Raw genomic sequence first — 13,618 nt, 5'->3', positions numbered from 1 at the left:
TTAATTCATCGCACAGTAGAGGGTTCTTCCCTCAACAACACTTGCAGAAACCCGGATGGTGCCATGGATTTCCGGCTCATTGAACACCAAATACTGACCTTCGCGCTGAAAGGTGAACCCCAAAGGTAACAGAGTTGCGGCTTCAATGCCCTCACAATAATTCTGTAAGGGCACATCCAACAACGGACTGCCACTCACATTTAAGTTACTGAATTGTGAACTCATACCTAAATAGGCTTGGGTCATTTCTTCTTGATAGGGCACCACATAAAACCCAGAGCGCACCTCACCCACATCGATAAAACTGCTGCTATCGCTCACACTCGGCATCACCAATAACGGCACTTTCGGGTCCTGCACATCCTTAAGTAACTGGGTCAGTTTTTGCTCAGTCGCCGGATAGTAGGCCAGCATGTCCTGCAACCGTTTCTTCTGCGCCATATTCTGGGCAACGGGCGGAGCAATCGGCTTGATGCGACTCAGCAGTAAATCCACGGGTAACATGCCCGACATCACTGACTCTTTCCACACATAGGCATCTTGAGTGCTATCGAGCAATATTCCAGCCAGCGCGCCGATATTCTCGGCCTCGGCCGTCCAGCCACCGAGCATTTGCTGCTGTTGATAATAATCCTGCACGTACTGCAACAGGATTTGCTGATAGCCGAGGTAGGACTGGTTTTGACTTAAGAAGCGCGCACCCGCGATTAACTCGACATATCTGGCGCTGCCTTCGACTAAGTCATTTACATAACTGACTTTATCTTCGTTAGGCGCCGTTTGCCGCCACACTTGTAACCAGTAAGCGGCATAGCCTAAATACTGCGCCTGCTGATCGGGTTGTTTTAAGGCCGACATCAAGGCATTAAACAGTTGTAAGCGGTAATAACGGGCATCGAGGTTGAGTGGATAAACCTCGCCTTCATATCGACGCGCATCCTCTAACACCCGCCACTCGGATTGGGCATAAAAATGAAACGCCTCGTGCACGCTGTTGCCAGCCCAAATCACAAAAGGTAAATCGGCGGTTTTGGTCGTGCTTTCGAATTGAATCGTCGGCGACTCGAGCTGGATAAGCACACCCGCTTGCCCTTGATATTGGGGAAAACCAAAGTTAATCGATAACCCAGAGTGCAAGTTAACCGACTCTAACACGCTGTTGTCTTGGATAATTTCACCGCCGGGTTGGCGCAACCAAACGTTGCCCGCGTAGCTAAAGAGGTGCACTTTATCGTCGAGACGAAATCCTGGCCACAGGGCTTCACTCTGGCGACTGGTCTGAGCCATAAAATCGAGGTACAGGCGGGCGAGTTGTTCTGGCGAGGCCTTATCGGCGAACACGGGGGTGGCGGCAGAGACTCCTAAAAACCACAGGATCACCGCCATAATATTTTTCATTTATTTGCCTAAACACACACAATGGGTTCACAAAACAGCGCTAGCATATAGCGCAATTAACCAATAGTGAAACGTTTCACAAAAAATATTTTTACCCTTAAAAAACTAGGATAAAGCCTATTCATTAACCACTAATAAAATCATATTTTTAGCCTAAAAGATGTCGCCATTTTCGCGCCTAAGACTTAGGCTCAGCAGGCTCATCACCAAACCACAGCGCCAACTTATCTGCTGCTTGGGATTTCACCTCATCATCAATATAGAGCATAACCATAGTAAGTGCCGCCGCTAAGGCGCCCAAGTCATCGGTAAAACCCACTAAAGGGGTCAAATCCGGGATCGCATCTAAAGGTGAGATAAAGTAAGCCAAGGCCCCAAAAATCACTGACTTGGCCCACTTAGGCGTATTGGGCTTTTGCGCCGCATAGTAAAGCCAAAGGGCACGCTCAACCACTTCACGCCCAGCTTGGCGACCAAACATTTTGATTTTGTTCCAAAAACCAGTCTCAGTGAATTGTTCTTCTGCCATGTCGACTCCTTGTAATGACGATTAACGCTCCTCACAGTGTACGGCGATACGCGGCGGGTGTCAGGCCAAAGGCCTGTTTAAAGCGCGCCGAGAATTTTTCTGCCGACAAATAACCGCAGGCCAAGGCAATTTGTAGCACGGAATCCGTCGAGTTTTGTAGCAGGGTTAAGCCTTGACACAAACGCACTTCGGCGAGCAATTGCCTAAAGCTGGTGTCTTCCTGCGCCAGTTTACGTCTTAAACTGGCAGTGCTCATATGCGACTTGTCGGCGATGTCCTCTTGCTGCCATGGGGCTGAAGGATGTTGTCCCAGTATGCCCAGCACCGCTTGGCTCACGTTTGCAGGTTTATGACTGTAAAGCCAATTGACGCTCGCTTGCTGCGGTAAACTCAGCAGCAAAGCGGCTAAATAATGCATCTGCACCGATGTGGGTAGTGCTAAGGTCAGGCTGTGCAGTAACGCATTCCAAGCAAAATCAACCGAGCGTGAAATCGTTTGCGTGGGCTTTGGTATCATCCTATCGGTTGCCGCCAGCGTAACGCCTGAGGGTAACTCATAGGGTAAGAGGAGTTGCACCGCTCGATAGCGCCCGCTCATAGGCCGATTAACGAAGCTGATATGGCTTCCGGCGGGTAACAATAACAGCTGCTCAGCATTCACGGCCAGGGCATCATCTTGCCAGAGCAGCGACTTCTCGCCTTGAATAACGCGGATAATCGAGGGCTGATGCACTGGAACCCGCGAAAGTGACTGCGCCAGTTTAGAGTCGTATTCAAACATGCGGATCATGCATCAGCCCTGCACGATTAACGCTGATACACAGCGGTCAGCTTAGCGCTGCCTAAGGCCTGCGCATTGAGCATAAAACCTAACAGCGCAGGAGATGCTTCTTTAGGTAACTCTAATGGCGAAGGTAGCGCCCACACAGTAAAGACATATCTGTGCATGCCATGCCCCTGCGGCGGACAAGCGCCACCAAAGTCGGTGGTGCCAAAGTCATTCTTTAGCGCAATCGCCCCTTTAGGTAAGGCGTTGGCTTTAGAGCCCGCACCTTGGGCTAGCTGTTGTTGCTCACCGCCAATATTGTAGACGGCCCAATGCCACCAACCACTGCCTGTTGGCGCATCTGGATCATAAGCCGTCACCGCATAGGCTTTTGTGCCCTTGGGGGCGTCACGCCAAGTGAGTTCGGGAGAAAGATTCTCGCCATTACAGCCAAAACCATTAAAAACAAATTGATTCGATAATTGCTGACCTTCGCCAATATCTTTACTCGATAAGGTCATGGCCTGCGCCGAGCTGAATACCGCCGTTAATAACCCAATTCCGACTATCCACTTATGTAAATGCATCATCATTATCTCCTTTAGATTAGGGCTAATTTACGTCAGTCTTAAGTGGCAAACCTGCCTCAAAACGCCAAGTTTCTTCCCTAAATGCTCAAAATTGAGAAAAAGTGGCGGCTTTTTGTCATCTTTAAGCACCAAAGTGATTTTGTAAAGACTTTATCTGCATTTTTATTCAAATATAGCGTACCTTATAAATCACCAAGCAAATTAATACTGTGGTTTGCGAGCAATTAGATATTTATCATTTATTAATTTATGCATTTTTTAAATTTCATTACTTATTTGACAATATTTACTTTCGTTATTTAGATAATGATACTTAAGGATGATTGACTGTATTTAATTTGGTAAAAATATTGAAATAAATAATTACAGCTAATTAAAAATACGACACTGAACATATTTTTATTGATAACACACAGATAAACTCCATACCGTAATAAAACGTATCAATCATTTTCTCTAATCTCATAATGGAGTTGTATATGAAGAGGAAATCAAAAATCATGGCTCACATCCGGCGCACCAGACATATCATGATGCCAAGCCAACGTGACTATTTCGACCATTCATACATCTTCCTTCGCTAATCCTCGCGTAGGTAGTAGGCCAATTAACAGGTCTAAAGTGGTATTGCCCTTGTAAGCGCATACACTTATCGTACTGTTTTTACAGGTTTATTATCTCGCACCTAAATCAAAGCATTCTTTAGTCAGTGCAGCCAAGCTGCGGCCAAATAATTCTCTCGGAATAAATCTATCTATTTTATTCTAGGACGATTTATAGCCTCATCATATCTGCACACGGAATAGCCATATCTAATTTAATGCCATTAATATTTTTTAATTAGGTATAGGCCAAGTTGTATCCAAAACTTTTTAAAGCAAAAGGGAAATTAACGATGAAATCATTAAAAGTTGCCGCCAGCTTATCTGTTAGATCATGTTTTGAAATAGACAGAGAAGTCGTCAATGTATTAACCACAGATTTTTGCGATGTGGGTGCGGCTGTAGTCTCTGTTGATGATGTTAGAAATGGTATTGTTGAGAAAATTAAAAATACCGGATTGAAACTGCCTATTTTCGTCTCAGTTTGTTGTGAAGAAACCTTCCCAGATGATATTTGCTCTTCTATTACCGGGGTATTTGAGCTCTGCGGTAGCAATACCGATTTCTATGGCAAACAGGTCGAAACCGCCGTCCAAAAATATGAGCAAGCTCTATTACCGCCGTTCTTTGGCACACTGAAAAAATACGTGGAAATGGGCAACTCCACCTTCGCCTGCCCAGGCCATCAGGGTGGTCAATTCTTCCGTAAACATCCTGTGGGTCGCCAATTTTTCGATTTCTTTGGCGAAACCATTTTCCGCTCCGATATGTGTAATGCCGACGTTAAACTCGGCGATCTGTTAATCCATGAAGGTGCACCGCTGGATGCACAAAAATACGCGGCCAAAGTCTTTAACGCCGATAAAACCTACTTTGTGCTCAACGGAACTTCTTCTTCAAATAAAGTGGCGACCAACGCACTGCTGGCGAAGGGTGACCTGGTATTATTCGACCGTAACAACCATAAATCCAACCACCATGGCGCGTTAATTCAAGCTGGTGCGACACCGATTTATTTAGAAACCGCCCGTAACCCCTTCGGCTTTATTGGCGGTATCGACGCCCACTGCTTCCAAGAGTCTTATTTAAGGGAACAAATCCGCGCCGTTGCACCTGAGCGTGCCGATGAACAACGCCCATTCCGTTTAGCCATTATCCAGCTGGGCACCTACGATGGCACTATCTACAACGCTCGCCAAGTAGTTGATCGTATTGGACATCTATGTGATTACATCCTGTTTGACTCAGCCTGGGTAGGTTACGAGCAATTTATTCCTATGATGAATGACTGCTCACCTCTGCTGCTCGAACTGACGCCTGAAGATCCCGGTATTATCGTGACTCAGTCAGTGCACAAACAGCAGGCTGGCTTCTCACAAACCTCGCAAATTCACAAAAAAGACTCACATATCAAAGGCCAAGCCAGATACTGCAACCATAAACGCTTCAACAACGCCTTTATGATGCACGCCTCTACCAGCCCCTTCTATCCGCTGTTTGCCGCATTGGATGTGAACGCTAAAATGCACGAAGGCGCCAGCGGCCGTTATCTGTGGCGTGAGGCGGTTAAAGCCGGTATTGAAGCTCGCAAGTTACTGCTCAAAAAATGTAAATATATCAAGCCATTTATCCCAAGCATGATCGAGGGACGCCCATGGCAGGATTATCCAACCGAACAAATGGCCGATGATTTACGTTTCTTCGAGTTTGAACCCGGACAAAAATGGCACTCCTTCGACGGTTACGAAAAAGGCCAATATTTCGTAGACCCTTGTAAGTTCCTATTAACCACGCCTGGTATCGATGCCGAAACCGGTAAATATACTGAGTTTGGTATTCCAGCAACTATTCTGGCTAACTTCTTACGTGAAAATAATATTATTCCCGAGAAGTGCGACTTAAATTCGATCTTATTCCTGATGACGCCTGCGGAAGATATGGCGAAGATGCAACACTTAGTGTCGCAAATATCTCGCTTCGAGAAATTAGTCGACGAAGATGCACCATTATCTGAAGTATTACCTAACGTCTATAACGCTAATAAAGCCCGTTATAAAGACTATACCATTCGCCAACTCTGCCAAGAAATGCACAACCTTTATGTCAGCCATGACGTAAAACAACTGCAAAAAGAAATGTTCCGTCAGGCGCATTTCCCAACAAAAGTGATGGATCCACAGGAAGCCAACCTCGAGTTTATCCGTGGCAAAGTGGAGTTAGTGCCACTGTCACAAATTGAGGGACGCATTGCCGCAGAAGGTGCATTGCCTTACCCACCAGGGGTGCTATGTGTGGTTCCAGGTGAAATATGGGGCGGCGCGGTACAACGTTATTTCTTAGCCCTTGAAGAAGGCATCAACTTATTACCCGGATTCTCCCCTGAATTACAAGGTGTTTACCTCGAAAACACCCCAGACGGAAAAATCCAAGCCCTAGGTTATGTATTAAATAAATAATTGAAACCCGACTGCAGAGTTAATTAACCCCGCTCTGCAGTCAATTTCAAACTTCTATAATGAATAACATTATTAGGTCATTATTATGAGTAAATCAGCAAATAAAATTGGTGTCGTCCAATTAACTATTATCACCATAGTCAACATGATGGGTTCAGGTATTATCATGTTGCCTACCCAATTAGCCCAAGTCGGTACTATTTCTATCCTTTCTTGGTTAGTCACGGCGGCGGGTTCTACGGCGCTTGCCTATGCCTTTGCCAAATGCGGTATGTTCAGTAAAAAATCGGGTGGTATGGGCGGTTACGCCGAATATGCCTTCGGTCGCAGCGGTAACTTTATGGCGAACTACACCTATGCGGTATCGCTTTTAATCGCTAACGTCGCCATCGCTATCTCTGCCGTGGGTTATGCCGCGGTGTTACTCGAAGTGAACTTAAGCCCAATGGCTATCTGTCTTGCCACCATTGGTGTGCTTTGGTTAGCAACAGTGGCTAACTTTGGTGGCGCCCGCATTACGGGTCGCGTGAGTAGCGTCACCGTGTGGGGGATTATTCTGCCCGTGATTGGTGTGTCGTTAATCGGTTGGTTCTGGTTCGACATCGACCTCTACAAAGGTGCTTGGAACCCACACGATATGCCTTTCTTTAAAGCCTTAGGCGGTTCAATCGCGATGACTTTATGGGCATTCCTTGGCTTAGAATCAGCTTGTGCTAACTCAGAGACAGTTGATAACCCAGAGAAAAACGTTCCTATCGCCGTAATGGGTGGTACCTTAGGTGCAGCGCTTATCTATATCGTTTCAACCAACGTGATTGCCGGTATTGTGCCTAACGCCGACCTTGCCAACTCAAACGCACCTTTCGGTCTAGCCTTCGCGCAAATGTTTAACCCTGTGGTCGGTAAAATCGTGATGGCCTGCGCCATTATCTCCTGTACTGGCTCACTGCTGGGTTGGCAGTTCACTATCGCGCAAGTGTTTAAAGCCTCTGCCGATGAAGGTTTCTTCCCTAAAGTGTTCTCTAAGGTCAGTAAAGCCGATGCACCAATTTGGGGTATGACCATCATCGTTTCGATTCAAACCCTGCTGTCTCTGATGACTATTAGCCCATCACTGAGCAAACAGTTTGAAGCCCTGGTTAACCTCGCCGTGGTGACTAACATTGTGCCTTACATCCTGTCGATGGCAGCCCTAGGTGTGATGCAAAAACAACTCAAAGTACCAGCGAACAAGGCCCGTGTTGCCAACGTGATTGCGGTTATCGGCGCCCTGTATAGCTTCTACGCCCTCTATAGCTCTGGTGAAACCGCAGTGATGTTAGGCGCTATCGCGACCTTCTTCGGTTGGACCATCTACGGGGTGATTTCCAATAAAACACCAACAGCTGAGCTCAAAGCAGCGTGAGCACGTCTCCCCTGCGATTCTCACTCTTTACTAGATAAGAAACATAAAACCAATCCGTCTTCAGGGACCTTAAGCCACAGTGCTTAAGGTCCCCAGACAAAACTTGCCTATTTTCGGTGGAACTATGAAAAAAACATGCATCGCGTTAATGCTACCTATGCTGTTGGCCGCCACCAGCAGCCAAGCGGTTGAACTCTATAACGATCAAAAAAACTCATTAGATTTAAGTGGTTGGTTAGGCTTCGCGGCACTCAACGACAGCCACGATACCTCAGTCATTGACGACTCCTCCCGAGTACGATTTAGCTTTGAACGCAGCGAGAGAAATGGCTGGACCGCCTTTGCCACCACAGAATGGGGCATCAACATGGTATCCAGCGATGACAGTTTAGTGATGCAAGGTGGCAAACTGGCCGCCGAAAAAACCGAAGACTTCCTCTATAACCGTTTAGGTTATGTTGGTATGTCGCACGATGAATGGGGTAGCCTCAGTTTTGGTAAGCAATGGGGCGCTTACTACGATGTCGCAGGCACGACGGATTTACCGAACGTGTTCGCCGGATATAGTGTCGGCGCCTACGCCTTTAGCGATGGCGGGCTAACAGGAACTGGCCGTGCCGACTCCGCGTTTATCTACCGCAATAACTTTGGCCCAGTGCAAATTGCCCTGCAATACGCCGCCAAAACCAATGGTGATGTCACCTTAAAAAATGATGACGGCAGCGAAATGACCAACTCTGAGCTTAATTTCGACAGCAGTTATGGCGCCAGTCTGACCTACTCACTCACCGATAAATTTAAGCTGCTCGCCGGCTTTAACCGTGGCGACTTTGAAGGCCATCTAGGTAACACTCAAGTCGATGAAACCAACGAAATCGTCGGTATCGGCGCCATGTATGGTGATTACTATCACTACGCCGATAACCGCGAAGCCAGCGGTCTCTACGTCGGCTTTAACGCCCATCAGAGTAAGAACAATGAGTTGGTCGGCGGCGAACTCTACGACGCTACTGGCGCTGAGCTGATGACGGCCTATCAATTCGATAATGGCTTTGTGCCTATGATTGTCCTCAGCTATTTGGACCTAGATACAGATGCCAGCACGCCCATCCAAGGCAAATGGACCCGCCAATTCGCCATGCTTGGCCTGCACTACCGTTACAGTAACGACACTGTGATGTTTGCCGAAATGAAGTTAGATTTCAGCAACATGGATGACCCAGCACTCGAAGCGCAGGAAGATAATGGCTTTGCGGTAGGGATTAACTACTTCTTTTAGGAATGGAAAGTCTTCATCAGGCTCTCCCGTACATTGAGGGATAGTGGCTCACGTTCCTCATATCCGTGGGCCCATTTGAGACTGAGGTGCGGCGCACGTTCCGTCTACAAACGCTCGCCACACACTCATTGGATGGTACCGCTGGTTTACCATCATCTCTGCGCCACTCCAAATAGGTTTGCTGGAGTGGCTTTTTTTCGCCGTTACTTAGCGTGCTGACGGCCTGAAGCGGCTTTGTTTCCACGACCTTGGTGGCCAGCCTTACCCTGCTCTGATTTTCCCTTAAAGCCCGACTGACCAAAAGGTGCCTTAGCTCCCGGACGACTGCTCTTAGGCTGCTGACCTTGCGTTGCATTCGCCCCAGACTTAGGTCCCTTAGGCTTGCTTGCGCTCGGTTTGCCCTTGGCATCGCCTTTACCCTTACGCTCATCGAACTGATTGCCCGAGAAGCGCGTCAGGGCTTTTTGCCCTTGGTTAGCATCCTTCATCCATTTCTGGCCACGTTCGTTGCGCCCTTCTGGTGGAACCAGGTGATTCGGACTGTTACCAATCAAATCTTCACGTCCCATGGCAATCAAGCCTTCGCGGATGATAGGCCAACCCGCTGGGTCGTGGTAACGCAGCAGCGCCTTATGCAGGCGACGTTGGCGGCCCTTCTTCGGCACTGGCACCACCTCACTGGTGTGCTTCACGTTTTTCAGCGAGTTCAACTCAGTGTGATAAATGGTCGTCGCATTTGCCATTGGCGATGGATAGAAGTTTTGCACTTGGTCGAGCTTAAACTTACGTTCCTTCAGCCAGAGCGCGAGGTTGAGCATATCCTCGTCGGTTGTGCCCGGATGCGCCGAAATAAAATAAGGGATCAGGAACTGTTCTTTACCCGCTTCCTTAGAATACTTGTCGAACAGCTCTTTAAACTTATCGTAGGCGCCCATGCCGGGTTTCATCATCTTGCTGAGCGGCCCTTCTTCGGTATGCTCAGGGGCAATTTTCAAATAGCCGCCCACATGGTGCTGGACCAACTCTTTGACATAGGCCGGATCTTCAATCGCTAAGTCGTAACGCACGCCCGAAGCAATCAAGATTTTCTTAATGCCGGGCACGGCACGAGCGGCGCGGTACAAGTCGATAGTGTGTTTATGATCTGTGCCTAAATGGCCGCAAATCGATGGATACACACAGGATAAACGGCGACAGGTTTTCTCCGCTTTTTCGCTGGTACAGCCGAGGCGATACATGTTGGCGGTGGGGCCGCCTAAGTCGGAAATCACCCCAGTAAAGCCGGGAACCTTATCCTGAATATCTTTGATTTCTTTAATAATCGATTCTTGCGAACGGCTCTGGATAATCCGGCCTTCGTGCTCGGTAATCGAGCAGAATGAACAGCCACCAAAGCAACCGCGCATGATGTTGATCGAGGTTTTGATCATGTCATAGGCGGGGATTTTGTCCTTACCGTAGGCAGGATGCGGCACCCGTTGATAGGGTAAATCGAACACGGCATCCATCTCGTCGGTATTGAGCGGCCAAGCCGGTGGGTTCACCCACACACCACGGTCACCATGGGGCTGGAACAGCGCTCGCGCACAACCCGGGTTTTGCTCTTGGTGCAAAATCCGCGAAGCATGGGCGTATAAGTATTTGTCCTCAGAGACCTTTTCAAAGGCTGGCAGCAGCACATAGGTTTTATCCCAAGGCTTAGGGCGTGGTGGCTGCACACTGATGGGTTTTGGCGCATCGTTATCGAAAATTTTAACATCCGATGGGCCTGATAAATTGGCACAGCCCACATCGTCGGCGCCATAGGGGTTCGGGATCGGATCGATCTTATGCAGTTGATCTATCTTGCGAGAATCCATCCCACGCCACTCGGGCATAGGCTCTTTACGGATAACGGCAGTGCCGCGCACATCCTGAATATCCCCAATGGCTTCACCCGCCGCTAAACGACGCGCCACTTCGGCCAGCGGACGCTCGGCGTTGCCGTACATCAAGATGTCGGCCTTGGCATCGAAAATCACGCTGCGACGGACTTTGTCCGACCAATAATCGTAGTGCGCGATACGGCGCAGGCTCGCCTCGATGCCGCCAATGATCACTGGCACATCTTTAAAGGCTTCTTTACAACGTTGGGTATAAACGGTCACGGCACGGTCTGGGCGCTTACCGCCCACATCGCCAGGAGTATAAGCATCATCGCTGCGGATACGACGGTCGGCGGTGTAACGGTTGATCATCGAATCCATGTTGCCGGCGGTGACACCAAAAAACAGATTCGGGCGGCCAAGCTGCATAAAGGCATCTTTGCTCGACCAATCGGGCTGAGAAATAATCCCGACACGGTAGCCTTGGGCTTCTAACATCCGGCCAATGACCGCCATGCCAAAGCTTGGGTGGTCCACATAGGCATCACCAGTGACAATAATAATGTCACAGCTGTCCCAGCCTAATTTCTCCATCTCCTTGCGAGACATAGGTAAGAAAGGCGCGGTGCCGAAGGACTCGGCCCAATACTTGGGATGGCTAAACAGTGTGGATTCAACTTGCATCGATTTTGACCCAAAAGCGTAATGTCAAACAAAGGTGCAGGCAAAAACAGGCCGCACCGATTTAGGGACGCGGAGTATAGCAGGCAAACAGGGATAAGTGCGATTAAAAAAACAGCAGCCGAGGTGTTTTTCGGGGTATTTGCACCAATGTGCTCAATACCCCTAAAGTGGCTAGGGATATGGCTTAGACGGCCATTACCCTATCTCAGCCATTACAGACTTTGGGCAAAATGCACTAAGTTGACTAAGGCTAGGCTGATAGTCACTAACCAAGTGAGCAACACGCCCCAAAAACGGCCGAAATGATAACCGCCTTTACCCTGAGTTAATCCTATCGCATGGAGCAAGCGAGCCACAATCCACAGGGTACCAAAACAATGCAAATAGAAATGCGCTAAGCCACCCGCCTCGGCCACCAGCATTAAAATCAATACGATGGGCGCATTCTCAATCAGATTCGCATGTACCCTGCCCGCCAGCGTCAAGGCATTGTTGCCGCCATCGCCGATACCGATTTTTTGGCTTCGTCTTAATTTCACCACTCGATAAGCCAGTGCTATTATCAACAACCCAGTCAAGCTGGCGTAAAACCCTGTTACCATCAACGGCATAACGATTCCCTTTTGATTAACATCACCGCGGTGTAGACCGCAAAAATTCAGCAATTTATTTGTATTAAGCTTAAAAGCCATTAACCTTTTAGCGACAAGATAGGTTAATATGCGCGCGTGATCTCTTACAACTTTTTATACAGTGAATAGCCCGATTGGATAACGAACAGTTTCTCGAAAAGCGTAAATTTATCATTAAGCTAGGCAAGGCTTTACATAAGTTTGGCACACCCGCTTACCGTCTTGAAACCCATTTGCAAACCGTCTCACGGACGCTCGGAATCGAAGGTTATTTTTTAATCTCCCCGACCTCGATGACCTTCGTATTACAACACGATACCGATCAAGAATATAACCATGTTGCGCGGGTTAAACCCGGCGAATTGGATTTAGGCTCCCTCGCCCGCACCGATGAACTGGTAGATGAGCTCACCTCGGGTAAACGCACACTCACCGAAGCCTTAGACAGGCTAGAGGAAATTGCCAACAAACCCAACCCCTACGGCCCAGCATTAACCTGTTTCTCCTTTGGCACCTCGGCGGCCGCCTTTGCCATGTTGATGGGCACGGGTTGGAACGATGTCTTTTGGTCAGGCTTGTTAGGCTTGCTAGTCTATGGTTTTGTGTACCGCGCCGAGCGTTCGACGCGCATGGCAGAAGTGTTAGAGCCTTTCGCGACGATTGTTTGCGCCATTGCCGCCTGCGCCATTGCCCGCATTGACCCCAATATTAATATTCCCGTGGTGATCCTCTCCTCCATCATCATCTTTATTCCCGGCTTAGCCTTAACCTTAGGGTTGGCAGAACTGGCGGCACGCGACCTGATCTCGGGCACAGCGCGGATTATGGACGCTAGTATGTTGTTGTTTAAGCTGTACTTTGGCGCAGTGCTGGGGATGGCGATTGGTAAAGCCTTCTTCGGTGAAGCCATTCATATCGAACCTGAGGGCTTACCACGCTGGGCAATTTGGTCGGCGGTGCCTATCCTGTCGATGGCACTGGTATTTATCTTTAAGGCACGGATGCAAGATTCACCTTGGGGCGTACTGGCGGGGATAGTGGCATTCTTCTCCGCCATGTTAGGCGGACACTTTTTTGGGGATTCGGTGGGGATCTTCTTCGGCGCCTTGGCGGTAGGGGTCTATTCCAATCTCTATGCCCGTTGGATGAAGGCGCCCGCCTCGATTGCACTGCTGCAAGGTATTGTGATCTTGGTGCCCGGCAGTAAAACCTACATAGGGCTGAACGCGCTGATCTCCGGCGAAACCATGCTCAACCAATCCCATATTGGGTCGCAGATCTTTTTAATCTTTATGTCGCTTATCGCCGGACTGATTTTTGCCAACGTCGTGGTGCCACCAAGACGTACGCTGTAACATCTCCTCTCAGGGCTGGCGCGAACTCCAGCCCGATTCTTAAAGCAACCTTAAGTA

Annotated in this window: 11 protein-coding genes; 5 read left to right on the top strand and 6 right to left on the bottom strand. The window is 48.6% G+C overall.

The window, feature by feature from the left end; genetic code table 11:
* The 4 genes from M0415_RS17275 to M0415_RS17260 all read right to left on the bottom strand — a co-directional run bounded on the left by M0415_RS17275 (position 1) and on the right by M0415_RS17260 (position 3,283).
* Positions 1 to 1,398 (bottom strand): hypothetical protein, encoded by a 1,398-nt coding sequence (locus M0415_RS17275; protein ID WP_249556398.1) that lies wholly within the window; start codon positions 1,396 to 1,398, stop codon positions 1 to 3.
* 178 nt (positions 1,399 to 1,576) lie between these two features.
* Positions 1,577 to 1,927 (bottom strand): YkvA family protein, encoded by a 351-nt coding sequence (locus M0415_RS17270; RefSeq protein WP_249556399.1) that lies wholly within the window; start codon positions 1,925 to 1,927, stop codon positions 1,577 to 1,579.
* Between the two features lie 31 nt (positions 1,928 to 1,958).
* Positions 1,959 to 2,717 carry a helix-turn-helix transcriptional regulator gene (locus tag M0415_RS17265; protein WP_249556400.1) on the bottom strand — a complete coding sequence of 253 codons (759 nt, stop codon included), beginning with the start codon at positions 2,715 to 2,717 and terminating at the stop codon, positions 1,959 to 1,961.
* 17 nt (positions 2,718 to 2,734) lie between these two features.
* A complete protein-coding gene (locus M0415_RS17260; protein ID WP_249556401.1) occupies positions 2,735 to 3,283 on the bottom strand; it encodes a YbhB/YbcL family Raf kinase inhibitor-like protein in 549 nt (182 codons plus the stop codon).
* A gap of 467 nt (positions 3,284 to 3,750) precedes the next feature.
* Here M0415_RS17260 and speFL point away from each other — a divergent pair, with 467 nt between their 5' ends.
* The 4 genes from speFL (at position 3,751) to M0415_RS17245 (ending at position 9,025) form a co-directional block, all read left to right on the top strand.
* Positions 3,751 to 3,867: a leader peptide SpeFL gene (speFL, locus tag M0415_RS21540; RefSeq protein ID WP_374897525.1), complete on the top strand. Its 117-nt coding sequence runs from the start codon at positions 3,751 to 3,753 to the stop codon at positions 3,865 to 3,867.
* Positions 3,868 to 4,178: 311 nt separating this feature from the next.
* Entirely contained in the window at positions 4,179 to 6,341 is a 2,163-nt protein-coding gene (speF, locus tag M0415_RS17255; protein WP_011624390.1) for an ornithine decarboxylase SpeF, read from the top strand.
* A gap of 85 nt (positions 6,342 to 6,426) precedes the next feature.
* Entirely contained in the window at positions 6,427 to 7,746 is a 1,320-nt protein-coding gene (gene potE, locus M0415_RS17250; RefSeq protein WP_249556402.1) for a putrescine-ornithine antiporter, read from the top strand.
* 124 nt (positions 7,747 to 7,870) lie between these two features.
* Entirely contained in the window at positions 7,871 to 9,025 is a 1,155-nt protein-coding gene (locus M0415_RS17245) for a porin (RefSeq protein WP_249556403.1), read from the top strand.
* A gap of 203 nt (positions 9,026 to 9,228) precedes the next feature.
* Here M0415_RS17245 and M0415_RS17240 read toward each other — a convergent pair whose 3' ends face one another.
* Complete coding sequence (locus M0415_RS17240) at positions 9,229 to 11,574, bottom strand: YgiQ family radical SAM protein (protein ID WP_249556404.1); 2,346 nt, start codon at positions 11,572 to 11,574, stop codon at positions 9,229 to 9,231.
* Positions 11,575 to 11,786: 212 nt separating this feature from the next.
* Positions 11,787 to 12,185, bottom strand: a complete 399-nt coding sequence (locus M0415_RS17235; RefSeq protein WP_249556405.1) for an MAPEG family protein — start codon at positions 12,183 to 12,185, stop codon at positions 11,787 to 11,789.
* A gap of 155 nt (positions 12,186 to 12,340) precedes the next feature.
* Between M0415_RS17235 and M0415_RS17230 the strand changes: the two genes are divergently transcribed.
* Entirely contained in the window at positions 12,341 to 13,561 is a 1,221-nt protein-coding gene (locus M0415_RS17230; protein ID WP_011624395.1) for a threonine/serine exporter family protein, read from the top strand.
* The last annotated feature ends 57 nt before the right edge of the window (positions 13,562 to 13,618 follow it).

The sequence above is a fragment of the Shewanella sp. 10B genome (assembly GCF_023475885.1).
GTDB classification, from domain to species: domain Bacteria; phylum Pseudomonadota; class Gammaproteobacteria; order Enterobacterales; family Shewanellaceae; genus Shewanella; species Shewanella mangrovisoli.
This window is presented reverse-complemented; position numbering and strand designations above follow the sequence as displayed.